This is a genomic window from Nostoc paludosum FACHB-159, assembly GCF_014698835.1.
Classification (GTDB): domain Bacteria; phylum Cyanobacteriota; class Cyanobacteriia; order Cyanobacteriales; family Nostocaceae; genus Nostoc; species Nostoc paludosum.
In genome coordinates this window covers 11916-30045 of sequence record NZ_JACJTU010000070.1, presented here as the reverse complement: position 1 = coordinate 30045, position 18130 = coordinate 11916, and the positions used below count along the sequence as shown (strand labels likewise).

Sequence of the window (18130 nt, the reverse complement as noted above, 5' to 3'; positions counted from 1 at the left end):
TTTGTGCAAACCAGTATTTTATTTGCAAATAAAATCACCTTGTACCTAAATATAATTTTTAGCGATCGCTTGTTTTTGACCAGACCTCACAAAATCGCATTGCTCCCACACCTTGGTAATTGACCATGATGGGATTTATGACCCAAATGATTTTAATGACCGAGTAATACTGGGATTTAAAGGAACTTGGAGCCACACGGAGCTACACGGGATGCGTCTGCGCTTACAAGGAGCGAAACTCAATAAAGCCAAAAAAGGAGAACTACGTTGTGCCCCACCTACTGGTTACGTATATGACCCTGAAGGAAAATTAGTATTAGACCCAGACGAAGGCGTAGTTGCTGCTATACAGTTGGTTTTTCAACAGTTCCGTGTTCTGGGAACAGCGTTTAAGGTAATGCGCTACTTTTGCTCCAACCAAATTCCTTTTCCCAGAAGACGTTGGGGGCCAGGGCACATTGGTACACTTCGTTGGGGGCCAGCCAATCTGAGCCGTATAACAGCTATTCTACGTAATCCCACTTATACAGGAACCTATGTTTATGGTAGAAGACGTAGCCTGAACGTAATTGAGAATGGGCAAGTGACCAAGGTAAAAACTCAACTATTACCCCAACAGGAGTGGAAGGTGATAATTCACAACGCTCACGAGGCTTATATTAGTTGGTCAGAGTATGAATCTAATTGTGAACAACTTAGACGCAATCGGGCAATCTCTTTGTCTGATGAATGTCCAGGCATACCTAGAGAAGGTTTTGCACTTCTTCAAGGACTAGTAATCTGCGGTAAATGCGGACGACGTATGAGTCCTCGCTACTATGGCACTGGTGGTTACAGAGTGGCTTACGAGTGTAACCAAGCTCGCAAACAAGATGGTCGTATGGGTGTTTGTTGGAGCGTTTCGGGAGCAGCAATTGATACAGCAGTTGAAACTCATGTGCTGGAAGTTTTTACGGATGAAGAACTTGATATTTCTCTGGCTGTGCTGTCGGAATTGGAAAATCAAGCACATGAGGCAGATAAAACATGGCAACTGCGACTGGAAAGGGTACGTTACGAAGCAGACAGAGCTTTTCGACAATATGATGCCACCGAGCCGGAGAATCGTTTAGTCGCCCGTACACTGGAAAGGCGCTGGAACGAGAAACTACAACAGTTAGCAGAGTTAGAAGAAGAATACCAGAAAGCCCAACAAGCACAAAGGTTGGAATTAACACAAGTGCAGAGGCAGCAAATTTTACAGCTCGCCAATGATATTCCCACAATTTGGAACGCAAGTAGTACCACCAGCCAAGAGCGTAAAGAGATACTAGGGTTGTTAATCAAACAAGTTGCTATCACGCCAATAGATACTCCAGAACGCTCTACTCGTATCCAAATCCTCTGGCATACTGAAGCTATCAGTGAATTAATAGCGACACGCCCAACGAATGCAGACAAATACCGAACACCCAAAGAAGTTATTCAACTGATTGAACAATTAGTTCCTGGTCGAACTGATACTGAAATTGCTCTTGAACTAAATCGTCGAGGTTTATTGAATACTACTGGGCGACCTTTTACAAAAAAAGGTGTGGCTTGGCTTCGCTGGAAATATGGACTTGGCAAACCTTTAAGTGACCCGGTGATTGCGAAATCAGGAGTCAGCCTTGAAGGTTACTATTCAACTAGTGCCCTGGCTGAAAAATTGGGTGTTGGAATTCATACCATTTACTATTGGCGAGACAAAGGAATTATTCAGGCATTCCAAGAAACAGATAGAAGCCCGTGGTGGTATGTAGTTACACCCGAAGTTTTAGAAACTTTACGTCACAAAATCCGCCGTGTACCAGTGAAATCTGAATAACTTCTACAAGTGTGCAAAATAATTATTCGTCAACTGATTCAACCCTTTGAGTAATTTCTTACCCAAAGGGTTTTACGTATATCTAAATTTGTCTTTGGAATAAATTTTTGACGATCGCTCTTTTATCTTTGAGCGAAAAAATCTCTACTATAGGGAAATACTAGAGCGAAATAAAATATCCCTAAGCTTTCTTGGATCAAGGTGCAATATGGACACACCGTCGGAACTTTGAGAATGCGCTTGCTTCCGTCTTTTTTTGGAATCGGTATTTCTCTAAGTTTGCTATGAGTCCAGGCGTGAGCCTTTTGTTTCAGCAATACTTCAAGTTCAAACCTTTCTTGAAAATTCAGGGAAGCTTTACCATCTACACCTGCTGTTTTCTTACCATTATTTAGCTGGGTTACTTGACGAATAGCTAATAATCTCGCACTTCGGGATTTCAGTATCAGCTTTTGAAGACTGTTGGCTCGTTTCCGGTCGCCTTCTCGAATAGCTTTCCACAATCTGCATTGTAGGCGGAATAAATTTTTCCGTAGTTTCTTCCACGGGATTTTTATCCAGAGTTCACTATCACTATTACTAGTCATGTGCCTAACTATACTCTTCTTTGCAATGAAAGTGTTCTGATTGCCTCGAAGCAATTACGCTTCGTCTTACCCGATGTGAGGGGTTCCGTATCTCGTCTTACCTACTAGGGTTTCGACCAGTCCCCAGACCTCAGCACCGTTTTTACTCGTTCCAAACCTGAGATTTGCGATAACGTAGGACAGACCACTTCGCCTATACTCATCTCAAGGGGTTTGCGGCTAAAACGCATATATTGCCGCGAGATTAGAGTATGAAGTCGGTATAATTTATTCAGATTACCGCTTGGGCATCAGACGCTTTTATAGGTCTTGTTTATCCGTATTATCTCCCCATTAGCGCCAGTGTGCCTGATCTGCTTTGGCTCTGATTGCGCCCTGTTCCCAGCTTCAGTCTCCGAAATTCCGAGTTCGGTCGCTGTGGGCAGGTCGGGAGTCACTACTACCCTTGTAGGAGAGGACTTTCACCTCTATCCCAGGTTTAGTTATGAGGTTTTCAAGGTTCTGTTCCTTGGCGTTCTCACCCTAAGTTATGTATTGGCTTAGGAACGAGTCACACATGCGTTTGCCCTGCTGACAGTAAAAGATGTCAAATGGGTTTTATATCTTGCCTTCTATCTTATGGGTGAATTTATAATCTACTCACAGACTGTTTTGATAATGTGATAAAAGCAAATATGCTGTTCATAACAACAAAGGTAAGTATTTTTTTTTGCTTTGCCATAGTTTAGTTGCAAGTAGTTTTATTCAATAGTTCTTTGACTTACGACTAACGTAAGCATATCTGTGGTTACATAAATTGTCGTCAATTTAAATGACATAAGTGTGAAAAAGTACCTATGAAAAAATAAAGGTTATACAAAATGTTTAGGTCTTAACATAATAGAACAAGTATTGAATAACAATCAACATTAATAGCGTTGCAAAATAAAATATTTTTTCAAAAAGCTTTATATAATTACTGGAGATACCTATTAAAATGGCTACTAATACAAGTTTTCTTATAAATAGCTTTTATCAAATTAATAGTATTACCAATATCATAGATATTTTACATAACAGAGCGCTACACCAACCCGATCAAAAAGGTTTTATTTTTCTGCAAGATGGAGAAAGAGAATCAAACAGTTTGACATATAAACAATTGGAGCAAGAAGCGCGAGCGATTGCCATCCAACTTCAAAGCTTAAACGCGACTAATTCTCGTGCCTTGCTGATCTACCCGCCTGGACTAGAATTCATTACTGCTTTTTTTGGGTGTTTATATGCACAAGTCGTGGCGGTTCCTGTTTATCCGCCTAGACGGAATCAAAAGTTATCTAGGCTACAAACGATCATAGATGATGCTCAAGCAACAGTAATTCTTACAACAAAGGAATTATTAACCAATATAGAAAATGGCTTTGTTGATAATGATCTATTATTAGGGCGTTGTAACTGGATAACAACAGATAACATTGCCAGTAATGAAATTGCGTCCTGGCAGCAACCAGTAATCAGTAATGAAACACTTGCTTTTCTTCAGTACACTTCTGGATCTACAGGGATACCAAAAGGAGTGATGGTAAATCATGGGAATTTAATACACAATTCAGAATATATTAAGCAAGCTTTTGAACTCACACAAGATAGTGTTTCTGTGACGTGGTTACCTAGTTTCCATGATATGGGATTAATAGATGGGATCATTCAACCCTTATATACTGGTTTTTTAGGGGTTTTGATGCCACCTGCATCCTTTATTCAAAAACCATTCCGATGGTTGCAAGCGATTTCACACTATAGAGCAACGCATTGTGGTGGCCCTAATTTTGGATATGAATTGTGTTTAAAAAATATTACTCAAGAACAACGAGATAAGCTTGACTTAAGCTGTTGGCATAGCGCTTATAGTGGTGCAGAGCCAGTTCGCCGAGAAGTTTTAGAGCAATTTACAGATATATTTAAGTCCTGTGGGTTTCGCAGTAACTTCTTCTATCCTTGTTACGGGATGGCTGAATCTACTCTTATGATTTCAGGGGGTAAAGTCAAAGATGAGCCAATTTATTGTACAGTTCATGCTGACGCACTAGAACAAAATAGAGTAATCAAGACCTCTTTTAACAACAAGAATAGTAAATCTATAGTAGGGTGTGGGCGTTCATGGCTTGATACAAAAATAGTAATTGCTGATCCAGAATTACTAACGCAGTGTGCTTCAGACCAAGTTGGGGAAATTTGGGTATCAGGTTCGAGTGTCAGTCAAGGTTATTGGAATCGACCAGAGCAAACACAACAAACCTTTCAAGCTTATTTGGCGGATACTGGTGAAGGGCCTTTTCTGCGTACAGGAGACTTAGGATTCTTGCTGGATGGCGAATTGTTTATTACAGGTCGATTGAAGGATTTAATTATTATTTTGGGACGTAATCATTATCCGCAAGATATTGAGCAAACTGTAGAGCGGTGTCATCCAGCGTTACGACCAAATTGTGGAGTAGCCTTTGCAGTGGATTTCGAGGGACAAGAAAAACTAGTAATTGTCCAAGAAGTAGAACGAACTTACCTTCGGAAACTAAATACTATTGAAGTAATTGGAGCAATTCGTCAAGCATTAGCACAACAGCACGATATAGAAGTTTATGCCATCTTGCTGCTTAAAACTGCAAGTATACCTAAAACTTCTAGTGGTAAACTTCAACGTAGTGCTTGTCGGATTCGCTTTCTATCTGGCAACTTAGATGTAGTTGCAGATTGGTGTGCAAATCCTCAAAATAAAACAAAATTCCGATATTTAGAAACAGAACTCAAATCGCTGTTACAACAAGTGCAAACAGCTACTTTACCAGCGGACTTGTCAGAAAACCAAAATTCTCATGAACCAGTTCCCCTACATAAATCTCGTAGCAAAGAAGAGATTGCAACCTGGTTAATCTCAAAAATATCAGATCAACTACAAGTTGTTCCACACCAAATAGACACCCGACAACCATTCGCTGACTATGGAATGGGTTCCTTAGTAACAGTGAGGCTTTCTGACCAGTTACAGCAATGGCTTGGATGCCAGCTTTCTCCTAGCATATTTTACGATTATTCCTCTATTGAGGCTATATCTGACTATTTAGGAGTAAAACCGATCGCTTCCAAACTAAAAACAGCAGAAGTTGACATTAATAAAATAGAAACACAAACTGAGGCGATCGCAATTATTGGTATTGGTTGCCGTTTTCCAGGAGCTAATGACCCGGAAAGTTTTTGGCAGCTTCTACATGATGGGGTTGATGCTATCCAACAAGTACCTGCGTCACGATGGGACATCAATGCTTTCTATCACCCCACGGCGATACATCCTGGGAAAATGAACACTCGTTGGGGTGGTTTTCTCGAACAAGTAGATCGATTCGAGCCAGAATTTTTCGGAGTTTCTCCACGAGAAGCAGAGACAATGGACCCCCAACAACGACTTTTATTAGAAGTGAGTTGGGAAGCTCTAGAAAACGCTGGACAAATACCAGAGCAATTAGCAGGAAGTAAAACAGGGGTATTTATTGGCATCAGCAACTATGATTACTCGCGGTTGTTGTCTCGTCATGCTGCTAGTACGGATGCCTACTATGGTACTGGCAACGCTTTGAGCATTGCTGCTAATCGCCTATCCTATCTGCTGGATTTGCAAGGCCCTAGCTGGGCAGTAGACACAGCCTGTTCTTCCTCGTTGGTAGCAGTTCATCAAGCTTGCCAAAGTTTACGCCAAGGGGAGTGCCAATTAGCCATAGCAGGGGGTGTAAATTTAATTTTGTCTCCCCAATTGACCATCGCTTTCTCTCAAACACGAATGATGGCAAGTGATGGTCGCTGCAAAACCTTTGATTCGAGTGCTGATGGTTATGTGCGTGGTGAAGGTTGCGGAGTAGTAATTCTCAAGCGCCTTTCTGATGCGATCGCCAATGGAGACAATATCTTAGCATTGATTAAAAGCTCGGCTGTTAACCAAGATGGTCGCAGTAATGGCCTGACAGCTCCCAATGGTCAAGCACAGCAGGCAGTAATTTCCCAAGCTTTAGCAAACGCTAATGTCACACCAGCAGAGATTGATTATGTAGAAGCCCACGGTACCGGTACTTTATTGGGAGACACTATTGAACTCAATTCCCTCAAAACAGTGCTGCTACCAGGGCGATCGCCAGAGCAAAACTGTAGAATTGGCTCTGTTAAAACTAATATTGGCCATTTAGAAGCTGCTGCTGGCATTGCAGGTTTAATTAAAGTCGTGCTGTCGCTACATCATGGGGAAATTCCACCTCATTTGCATTTGCAAAACCTCAATCCCCATATTTCTTTAAAAGATACGCCATTGTCCATCACCACTGAACCTCAGTTGTGGCCTCGTGGTACACAACGACGGCTAGCTGGTGTATCTTCATTCGGTTTCGGCGGTACCAATGCCCATGTAATACTGGAAGACTCACCAGTAGTGCCAGCTGTCAAGTCCGACATTGAGCGTCCAAAGCATTTACTGACTCTCTCGGCGAAAAATCAGCAAGCTTTAAGAGAACTAGCACAAAATTACATAGTTTATCTCAGTAAAAATCCTGATGCATCACTAGCAGATGTTTGTTTTACTGCGAATACTGGGCGATCACATTTTGACTATCGGCTAGCTGCGATCGCTGAAACTAAAGAAGAGTTACATGAAGCATTAAGTACTTTCACTGCCCAAGAGCAAACTGTACATATAAATAGCAATAAACAGCCTAAAATTGCCTTCTTATTTACTGGTCAGGGTTCCCAATATATAGATATGGGAAAGCAACTTTATGAAACCCAGCCTACCTTCCGTGCTTGCCTTGATCGTTGCAACGAGATTTTGCTTCCCTACCTAGAACAGCCTCTACTATCAGTTCTCTATCCTGAAAATGCGATCGCTTCCCCCCTAGATCAAACCGCCTATACCCAACCAGCTTTATTTGCTTTGGAATACGCCTTAGCAAAATTATGGCAGTCCTGGGGTATAGAACCAGCAGCAGTAATGGGTCATAGTATAGGTGAATATGTTGCTGCCTGCGTTGCTGGGGTGTTCAGTCTTGAAGATGGGCTGAAGCTGATTAGCGAACGGGCGTCCCTAATGCAAGCACTGCCGCCTTTAGGCGAGATGGTAGCCGTGTTTGGCAGTGAAGCGGAAGTCACAGCAGCTATTCAATTTTATCCTCATGAAGTATCAATTGCTGCCATCAACGCTCCTGAGAATATCGCTATCTCTGGTATGTATGAGGCAGTTGAAGCAGTCATTTCCACCTTAGAATCACAAGGGATAGAAACCAGGCGATTAAATGTTTCCCACGGCTTTCACTCCTCGTTAATGGAGCCGATGCTGGACGTATTTGAACAACAAGCCAGCCAAATTAAATTTCAGTCACCACGCATACCAATAGTTTCCAATTTAACAGGTAAGTTTTTATTGCCAGAAGATATTCTTGATGCCAGCTATTGGCGACGCCACACTCGCAACCCAGTGAGATTTATGGCAGGGATAAATACCTTATTGGCACAAGACTACGAAATATTTTTAGAAATTGGGCCAAAGCCCATCCTGTCAAGTCTGAGCAAACGTTGTCAGCAGCAAGAAAATGCTGTTTGGCTACCATCCTTAGCTGCGGGAAAAAATGATTGGCAAATATTGCTGGAAAGTTTATCAACCCTATATCTGGAAGGAGTAAACATTAATTGGTCAAGATTCGACCGAGATTACTCACGCAGTCTGGTTTCACTACCTACTTATCCCTTCCAAAGAAAACGTTATTGGTTTGAAGCACAAGACGTAATGAATACACACACAATTACTACTAACGGATTTAAATCTCCAGTTGCCTTACCTGTAAAATCAGAGCAAAGGGAAACAACAATACAAACATTACGCTCGCTTGTAGCAAAATTACTAAAAACAGAGCCATCAAACGTAAATGTTCAAGCTCCTTTCTTAGAAATGGGCGCTGATTCCATTGTTTTAGTTGATGCGGTGCGGAGTATTGAAAATACTTATGGGATTAAGATTTCCATTCGCCAGTTATTTGAAGAATTGACAACGCTTGATGCCCTAGCGAGTTATATAGAAGAGAATACTAAATCCGAATCTGTTGTAGCAGAAGATGTACAGGAAGAATTGCGATCGCCACAGACAAAAACACCACCTCAAACAGCGGTAGAAGCAATTATTCAGCAACAACTTTCTCTGATGTCTGAGCAATTGCAAGTTTTGCAAGGCGGTGGTTTGTCAGCAGCAAATTTTGTTTCCTCTAACAATGGACATTCAAAATCTGCACCCCAAACAACACCCATAGTTACAAAACAGGTGACGAAAACAACACCTGCATCAGCGCCAAGTAAATCATCTTCCGCCCTTCCTCCCTGGCGAGTTGCAGAGATTCGTGGCAGAGGGTTGAATCCCCAACAACAACGTCATTTAGAAGACCTTATTGAGCGTTACACCAAACGCACCCCCACATCCAAGCAACTGGCACAAACCTATCGTCCAGTTTTAGCAGATAACAGAGCTTCAGCTGGTTTTCGGTTCTCCACAAAAGAAATACTCTACCCGATAGTTGGCAATCGCTCTAGTGGTTCTAGAATTTGGGATGTAGACGGCAACGAATACATAGACATCACTATGGGATTCGGCGTAAATCTCTTCGGACACCATCCCGACTTTATCGCCGCAGCATTGGAAGCACAAATCAAACAAGGTATCCAAATTGGCCCTCAAACTCGCCTAGCTGGAGAAGTAGCACAATTAATTTGCGAACTGACAGGATTGGAACGAGTCAATTTCAGTAACTCTGGTACTGAAGCTGTGATGACAGCATTGCGACTCGCACGTACAGCCACCGGACGCAACAAAATTGCAATGTTTGCTGGTTCATATCACGGGCATTTTGATGGTGTTTTGGGCATAGCTCAGGCAGACAACAATCCAAATGCCATACCCATCGCCCCAGGAATCACACCGAAAACGGTAGAAGATATCTTAATCCTAGAGTATGGCAATCCGCAATCCCTAGAAATTATCCAAGCCCATGCACAGGAATTAGCAGCTGTTTTAGTTGAGCCTGTGCAAAGCCGCAGACCAGATTTACAACCTCAAGAGTTTCTTCATGAACTCAGACGATTAACCCGCGAAACTGGAATCGTATTGATATTTGACGAAATGATTACTGGGTTTCGGATTCATCCTGGTGGAGCGCAAGCATGGTTTGGCATTGATGCAGATATCGCTACCTATGGCAAAATCGTCGGTGGCGGAATGCCCATTGGGGTAGTTGCAGGTAAAGCTGTCTACATGGATGGAATTGACGGCGGGATGTGGAACTATGGGGATGCGTCTTATCCACAAGCAGACACAACATTTTTTGCAGGCACATTCTGCAAACATCCTCTGGCGATGGCTACCGCCCGGGCTGTACTTAAACACATCAAGCAATGCGGTGCAGCTGTGCAACAACAGTTGAATCAGCGAACAGATCAGTTAGCTAGGAAATTAAATGCTTACTTTGAAGCTGAAAATTTACCCATTCGCATCATCAACTTTGGCTCGTTGTTCCGCTTTTCCTTCTTAGAAAATGCAGATTTACTGTTTTATCACTTGATGAACAAAGGAATTTATATCTGGGAAGGACGCAACTGTTTTCTGTCTACAGCTCATACAGACGAAGATATTAATTACTTGATTCAGGCGCTCAAGGAAAGTGTAGAGGAATTAAGAAGTGGTGGTTTTTTTCCAGACAAACCTGCAAAATCATCATTCAAGGTTTGCAATGACACTAAAGTTGTTAGCCAGGACGTAAAGATTGTTCCCCTAACCGAAGCACAAAAGCAACTCTGGATTTTGGCACAGATAGGTGAAGATAGCTCACTTGCCTACAATGTCACCCTCAGCGTGCAATTAAAAGGTGTATTGCACCTGGAAGCCATGCGTCAAGCAGTGCAAAAACTAGTTGACCGCCATGAGGCACTGCGTACAACTATTAGCAGTAAGGGTGATTCGCAGCAGATATTGCCATCACTGAAAACAGACGTTTCTTTAATTGACTTCTCTAATTTTGATAACAACGATTTACAAATACCTGAGTGGTTCAAAAATGAAAGTTTCACAGCTTTTGACCTCAGTAACGGCCCTCTGTTCCGCGTTCATATTCTAAAGTTACAAGAGCAACTGCATCTTTTGGTAATGACGGCGCATCACATCATCGTTGATGGTTGGTCAATGGATGTAATTCTGCAAGACTTAGCTACCTTGTATACGACAACTTATCGCGGTGAGGATTGCCAATTACACTCACCTATACAATTCCAAGAATATGTAAAGTGGCAAGAACAGCAAGTTCATAGTCAGGAAATGGCTGTTCATGAATCCTACTGGTTAGAGAAATTTACTAGTTCTATTCCAGTTTTAGACTTACTAACTGACCGTCCTCGTCCTCCAGTTAAAACATACCTTGGTAATAGACAAACAATTCAACTAGATGCCAATCTTTATCGCCAGATAAAGCAGTTCAGCACAAATAAGGGATGTACTCTATTTATGACGCTGTTGGCAGCGTACACAGTTTTACTACATCGGCTGACAGGACATGATGACATTGTAGTTGGTATTCCTGTGGCTGGGCGATCGCTCTCAGGTAGTGAAAGACTAGTCGGCTACTGTACTCACCTCTTGCCCTTAAGAAATGGCATTAATAAAGATGCAACATTTATTGAACATTTAGTTAACTCTAGGAGTGTTTTACTATCTGCTTATGAGCATCAAGATTATCCCTTCGCTTTGTTAATGAACAAACTTAAAAGAGATCGAGATGCTAGTCAATTTTCTATCATCAACACAACATTTAATCTAGACCGTCCCGCAACATTGACAGGTTTATTTGACCTAGAGACTAATTTGTTCGATCACCCAATTGGTTTTACTGGTTCCGATCTGAGCTTTGATGTAATCGAGACTAACAGCAGTTTGGAAGTCAGATGTGATTACAACTTGGATCTATTCAATGCCACTACAATTGAGCGTCTGCTGGCAAATTTTCAAACTCTGTTGACAAGTATTATTGTCAATCCAGAACAGAGGATCTTAGATTTGCCATTGCTGTCATCTCTTGAGCGACACAAACTGCTAGTAGAGTGGAATCAGACCCAAAAGCCCTATAGCCAAGACAAGCTCATCCATCAGTTATTTGAAGCCCAAGTGGAACAAACTCCAGAGGCACTGGCAGTCGTCTTTGAGGAACAGCAACTTACTTATCAAGCTTTGAATGAACAAGCTAACCAAGTTGCTCTGGCTTTAATTAGTAAAGGTATTGGGCTGGGGTCTTACGTGCCAGTTTTGATGGACAGAAGCATTGGACTAGTTGTGGCAATGCTCGCTGTAATGAAAACTGGGGCTGCTTTCTCACCACTGGATATTAATTGGCCCATAGAAAGACTTAAACAAACACTGGAAGATTTGAATTGTCAAGTTGTTTTAGTCAATGAGACGACACCTTACCAAGAAGAAGCATTGGCTTGGCCTTGTCTATTTGTGAATGGACTAGCATCCCATCAATCCACACCCAATCCCAATATTCACATTGACCCTAGTAATCCCATCTATGTCATCTACACATCTGGTTCAACAGGTAAACCAAAAGGTGCTGTTGTCCCTCATCGGGGAATTATTAATCGCTTCTTGTGGATGAATGACTTCTTCGGTTGTAAATCAGCGATCGCAGCTTTGCAAACCACTCATCATACTTACGATAGTGCAGTTTGGCAGTTGTTCTGGCCGTTAATTAACGGTGGGAAAACCGTTCTTCCCTCCCCGAATATGGGAATCACAGCAGATAATTTAACTGCATTAATCGAAAAACATGGAGTCACAATCACAGACTTTGTTCCTTCCGTATTCAACACCTTGGTGCCGCAACTCGTTGCTGGAAATCAAGTGCGAGAAAAATTAAGTTCTTTGCGGACTGTGATTCTTGGTGGCGAAGAAATTACACCAGAAACCACCCACACTTTTAGCCAGCATTTTCCTACAGTACGGGTGGTGAATTTATATGGCCCCACAGAAGCGTCCATTGGCTGCATTTGCTACCAAGTTACAGGTAAAGAAGGTAACAAAATTCCTATTGGGAAAGCGATCGCTAATGTCCATGTTCTCATCCTCGATGCTCAAAGAAATCTCGTACCCATTGGCGTACCAGGTGAAATTTACCTCTCAGGAATTTGTCTAGGGCTAGGATATCTCAACGATGAGTTAAAAACCCAAGCAGTTTTTGTGGACAATCCATTTCCAGAAATTGCCTATGACAAGCTCTATAAAACTGGCGATTTAGCTCGTTACTTACCTGACGGCAACGTTGAGTTTCTGGGACGGATAGATCATCAAATCAAAATTCGTGGGTTCCGCATCGAGCTAGGAGAAATTGAAGTGACGCTCATACAACATCCTGGGGTGCAGGAAACTGTCGTCACCGCTCAAAAAGACCACCTGGGCAACAAACGCCTAGTCGCCTATGTCGTGCCAACTCAGCTAAACCCCTCTAGCAATGAATTACGCGCTTATTTGAAAACCAAACTGCCGGAGTACATGGTGCCGTCTGTCTTTGTGATGCTGGAAGCTATTCCCTTAATGGCTAGTGGTAAGGTAAACCGTCGGGCTTTGCCAATCCCCAATTTTTCCCAAAGAGAACTAGAAACCAGTGTTGTTTTGCCTCGCAATTCCATTGAAAACACATTAGTCAATCTTTGGAAAGAAGTTTTAGAAGTAGAACAAGTCGGCATTCATGATAATTTTTTTGAGTTAGGAGGAGATTCCATTCTCAGCATTCAAATTGTTGCCAGAGCCAATCAACTAGGTTTGCATCTGACTCCCAAACAGGTGTTTCAGCAACAGACCATAGCTGAGTTAGCTACTGTAGTTAGTACAAGTATCGCTATTCAAGCCGAACAAGGTTTAGTTAATGGTTCTGTGCCTCTGACACCGATTCAACACAGATTCTTTGAGCAGAATCTATCCCAAGCACACCACTACAACCAATCGGTTCTCCTTGAGGTACTACCAGACATCCAGATAGATATACTCAAGCAAATTGTCCAGCAATTGCTGATACATCACGATGCCCTACGCTTGCGCTATATGCCTTCCGAGTCTGGCTGGCAGCAAATCAATACTCTCCCTGACCAGACAATACCTTTTACTGTTATAGATTTATCGGCAGTCGCAGCAGAACAACAGTTCTCGGTTCTTGAATCTACTGCAACCGTTCTCCAAGCTAGCTTGAACCTATCAAAAGGCCCGATTATTCAGGTAGCTCTGTTTGATTTTGGCAGTAACAAACCAAGCCGATTGTTAATAGTGATTCATCATCTAGCTGTAGATGGAGTTTCATGGCGGATTTTATTAGAGGATCTTGCTAGAGCTTACAAACAACTCAGTCGAGGAGAAGCAATTCAACTACCACCGAAAACAACAGCCTTCAGAGATTGGGCTAAGCAATTAGTGGAGTATGGGCAATCTGAAGCTTTGGCTGGTGAGTTAGATTACTGGCTGGAAGAATCTCGTTTGAATATTGCACCGTTGTCGGTAGATTATTCATCTGACAAACAATCGAATACAGTTGGTTCAACAGATCAAGTTACAATTGCTTTGAGTGTGGAACAGACGCAAGCTCTATTGCAAGAAGTACCCCAAGCTTACAACACGCAAATTAATGATATACTCCTGACTGCACTGTTGCACAGCTTTAGCCAATGGACTGGTAAACGTTCCTTACTAGTCGATTTAGAAGGTCATGGACGAGAAGAACTGTTTGAGAATGTTGATTTGTCTCGCACAGTCGGGTGGTTTACGACTCTATTTCCTGTCCTCTTAGAACTTGAAACAAGCGACCGCCCTGAGGAAACTTTAAAGTTAGTTAAAGAACAACTACGTCGTTTGCCAAATCGGGGCATCGGCTACGGAATTCTACGATACTTGAGCCAAGATGTAGTTACCCGCTCAAAACTCAAAAATCTTCCCCAAGCAGAAATCAGTTTTAACTACCTTGGACAGTTAGACCGGGGACTGTGGGAATCTCCACTGTTGGGGTTTGCCAAAGAAGCTAATGGAGCAACTAATAGCCCCCTTGCCAAACGCGCTCATCTATTGGAAGTAGACGGCTTCATCACTTCAGATCGGCTGCAAGTGAATTGGACGTATAGCCAAAATATCCATAAACGAGAAACAGTTGAGCGTCTATCACAGGGGTTTCAGACAGCCTTAGTATCTTTGATTACTCATTGCCAGTCTTCACAAACAAAGGGATACACTCCCTCTGATTTTGCCGGAGCCAGACTAGACCAAAAACAGCTTGATGCTTTCCTTGGAAAAATTAAACAAAATGGTACAAGATAATTCTGTGGACGAGATTATAGATATATACGAGTTATCACCCATGCAGCAGGGTATGCTTTTTCACACCCTGTATGCTCCTAACTCAGGTGTTTACTTTGAGCAGCTAATTTGTACTCTTGATGGCGATCTCCAGGTTTTGGCATTCCAACAAGCTTGGGAGCAGGTTGTAACTAGGCATCCGGTTTTCCGGACTTCTTTCCACTGGGATGAGTTGGATAAACCTCTGCAAGTTGTGCATGGCAAGGTGGATGTGCCTTGGGAACAGCAAAATTGGCTGTTTATGACCTCAGATGAGCAACAAAAGCGATTAGAAGCTTTTTTAGAGAGCGATCGCCAACTCGGTTTCGACCTCAAGCAAGCACCGCTGATGCGCTTTACCTTGATTCAAGTGGCAGCAACTACTTGGCAATTTGTCTGGAGTAATCATCACTTACTTCTCGATGGCTGGTGTCTGTCGATCATCTTTAAAGAAGTTTTTGCTTTCTATGAAGCCTTTAGCCAAGGTAAGGATATCTATTTAAATATCACTTCGCGTCCTTATCGGGATTATATTGTTTGGTTACAGCAACAAAATCTTCGTCAAGCTGAGACTTTCTGGCAACAAAGTCTGCGGGGGTTTAGTGTACCTACTGCTTTATTTGGCAGCAAATCCTCTAACGGCATCTCCAGTCAGGAAGAAAAATGCGACCGCCAGCACCTCTGGGTTTCAGAAACTTTATCCAACGCCTTACAGACTTTTACTCGCCAACATCATCTGACCATTGGTACTCTCATTCAGGGAGTTTGGGCGCTGTTATTAAGTTATTACAGTGGTGAATCAAATGTGGTTTTTGGGGTGACGGTTTCCGGTCGTCCAGCAACCTTACCAGGAGTTGAGTCAATGGTCGGGCTATTCATCAATACCCTACCAGCGCGGGTGCAAGTTGCAAATGATATCTCGTTATTATCATGGCTACAGCAATTACAAACTCAACACATAGAACGCGAACAGTACGCTTATACTTCACTCATCGATATCCAAGGATGGAGTGATGTCCCACGAGGCATGACTCTATTTGAGAGTATTGTTGTAGTTGAAAACTATCCACTGAAAGTTGCTTTGCAAGAGGGATTTGGTGGTTTAAGTATTCAAAATGTTCGCGGTGTTGAACGCACAAACTACCCCCTAGCTCTAGAAGCCATACCAGGTCAGAAGTTATTCTTAGGCATTGAGTACGATAGCGATCGCTTTGATGCCGCCACAATTAGCAGGATACTTGGGCATTTCCAAACTTTATTGGAAAATATTGTTAATTATCCACAGCAAAAGATTTCCGAGTTATCTCTGCTGACAACTGCTGAACGGCATCAGTTGTTGGTGGAATGGAATCAAACCGAAGCGAAATATCCTCAGGACAAATGTATTCACGAGTTGTTTGCAGAGCGGGTGAGACAAACCCCGGATGCAGTGGCGGTGGTGTTTCAAGAACAACAACTGACTTATGAAGAATTGAACGCCAGAGCTAATCAGCTAGCACATCACTTGCAAACCCAGGGGGTAGAACCAGAAGTTTTAGTAGGCATTTGTGTAGAGCGATCGCTAGAGATGGTAGTAGGCTTGTTAGCAATTCTCAAAGCTGGCGGGGCTTATGTTCCTCTAGATCCTGCTTATCCCCCGGAGCGATTAGCTTACATACTCAATGATTCTCAGGTTTCAGTGCTAGTGACAACTGAGAACTTACTCGCTAGGTTGCCTAAAATCCAAGGGTCTGTAGTTTGCTTAGACAGAGATAGTAACAGCATCGTTACACAAAGTCAGCAAACTATTATTAGTGGAGTCAATAGTGAAAATTTAGCTTACTTGATTTATACTTCTGGCTCCACCGGCAAACCTAAAGGTGTAGCGATCGCCCATCGTAATCTTGTTAATGCCTATTTTGCTTGGGAAGATGCTTATCAACTGCAAACTTCATGTAACAATCATTTACAAATGGCTAGTTTCTCCTTTGATGTTTTCTCTGGGGATCTAGTTCGTGCCCTTTGTTCTGGTGGAAAGTTAGTTTTGTGTCCGCGAGAGTGGCTTTTAGAGCCTGAAAAGTTATATGAGTTAATGCAAAAAGAGAAAATTGATTGTGCAGAGTTTGTTCCTGCGGTTTTTCGGAATTTAATTGAGTACTTAAAAATAACCGAACAAAAAATTACTTTTCTGCGGTTATTAATTCTGGGCTCAGATACCTGGTATATGGAGGAATATCAGCTATTTAAACAATTTTGTGGTACTGAAATTCGATTAATTAATTCTTATGGAGTCAGCGAAGCAACTATTGACAGTTCATATTTTGAAAGTACTAAAGTTAACTTGTTTGCTACTCGTGCTGTTCCCATCGGGCGTCCTTTTGCTAACACAAAAATCTATATTCTAGACCGTTATTTACAGCCAGTTCCTATTGGTGTTCCAGGGGAACTTTATATCGGCGGTGCTGGACTCTCTAGAGGTTATTTTAATCTTCCGGAGTTAACTGAGCAAAAATTCATTCCTAACCCTTTTAGTAAAGATCCAAAAGCCCGCCTTTATAAAACAGGAGACTTTGCTTGTTACTTACCAGACGGAAATATCGAGTTTCTAGGACGCCTCGATAATCAAGTTAAAATTCGTGGCTTCCGTATCGAACTTGAAGAGATAGAAGCTGTATTGAACCAGCACCCTGAAATTTTTCAGGCTTTGGTTGTAGACCAACCAGAGCAATCAGGAAATAAGCAGCTTGTAGCTTACATTGTTGCTAATCAAGAGCTTGTTCCCAATCCTCGTGAATTGCGATCGTTTCTCAAAGATAAACTGCCCGACCACATGATACCTTCGGTTTTTGTAGCACTGGAAGTTTTACCATTAACACCGAACGGTAAAGTAGATCGTCACGCTTTACCGATGCCAGATATGTCTGTAAGAACCTTAGATATTGAATTTGTACCACCTCGCAATTCTATAGAAGAGAACATGGCTAATCTCTGGAGGAATGTGCTTGGGGTAGAGCAAATCGGCGTTGAAGATAACTTTTTTGAACTGGGAGGACATTCCCTGCTGGCGACACAACTTGTTTCTCGATTTCGGCAAACTTTTTCGGTGGAACTAACTTTGCGCGATCTTTTTGAATACCCAACTATTGCTGAGTTAGCAGAGCTATTGGTTACCAAACAATTAGAACAAGCAGAAATTGACTTGCTAGAGCAGATTTTAAATGAGGTTGATGAGTTATCCGATGTAGAAGTAAACCAGCAATTGTACGCAGAATCTCATTAATTGCTTAGTAATTTATCGATTGA

Annotated in this window: 3 protein-coding genes and 1 pseudogene; 3 read left to right on the top strand and 1 reads right to left on the bottom strand. The window is 42.2% G+C overall.

Annotated elements, in window-relative coordinates:
- Nucleotides 1-112 precede the first annotated feature (112 nt).
- Complete coding sequence (locus tag H6H03_RS35160; protein ID WP_242058137.1) at nt 113-1846, top strand: recombinase family protein; 1734 nt, start codon at nt 113-115, stop codon at nt 1844-1846.
- A 215-nt stretch (nt 1847-2061) separates the two neighbouring features.
- On the opposite strand, the pseudogene H6H03_RS35155 reads toward H6H03_RS35160, so the two are convergent.
- Nucleotides 2062-2445 (bottom strand): annotated as a pseudogene (locus H6H03_RS35155) (reverse transcriptase N-terminal domain-containing protein); the annotation flags it as partial.
- A 964-nt stretch (nt 2446-3409) separates the two neighbouring features.
- On the opposite strand from H6H03_RS35155, the gene H6H03_RS35150 reads away from it, so the two are divergent.
- Together H6H03_RS35150 and H6H03_RS35145 are read left to right on the top strand one after the other, a co-directional pair.
- A complete protein-coding gene (locus H6H03_RS35150) occupies nt 3410-14830 on the top strand; it encodes a non-ribosomal peptide synthetase/type I polyketide synthase (protein ID WP_190959640.1) in 11421 nt (3806 codons plus the stop codon).
- Nucleotides 14817-18107 (top strand): non-ribosomal peptide synthetase, encoded by a 3291-nt coding sequence (locus H6H03_RS35145; protein WP_199339198.1) that lies wholly within the window; start codon nt 14817-14819, stop codon nt 18105-18107. The genes H6H03_RS35150 and H6H03_RS35145 overlap by 14 nt, the downstream gene beginning before the upstream one ends.
- Nucleotides 18108-18130: the final 23 nt, after the last annotated feature.

What these genes read in the sequence shown, in the direction of transcription:
- H6H03_RS35150 (WP_190959640.1), top strand. Translation starts at nt 3,410, where the DNA reads ATGGCTACTAATACAAGTTTTCTTATAAATAGCTTTTATCAAATTAAT.
- H6H03_RS35145 (WP_199339198.1), top strand. Translation starts at nt 14,817, where the DNA reads ATGGTACAAGATAATTCTGTGGACGAGATTATAGATATATACGAGTTA.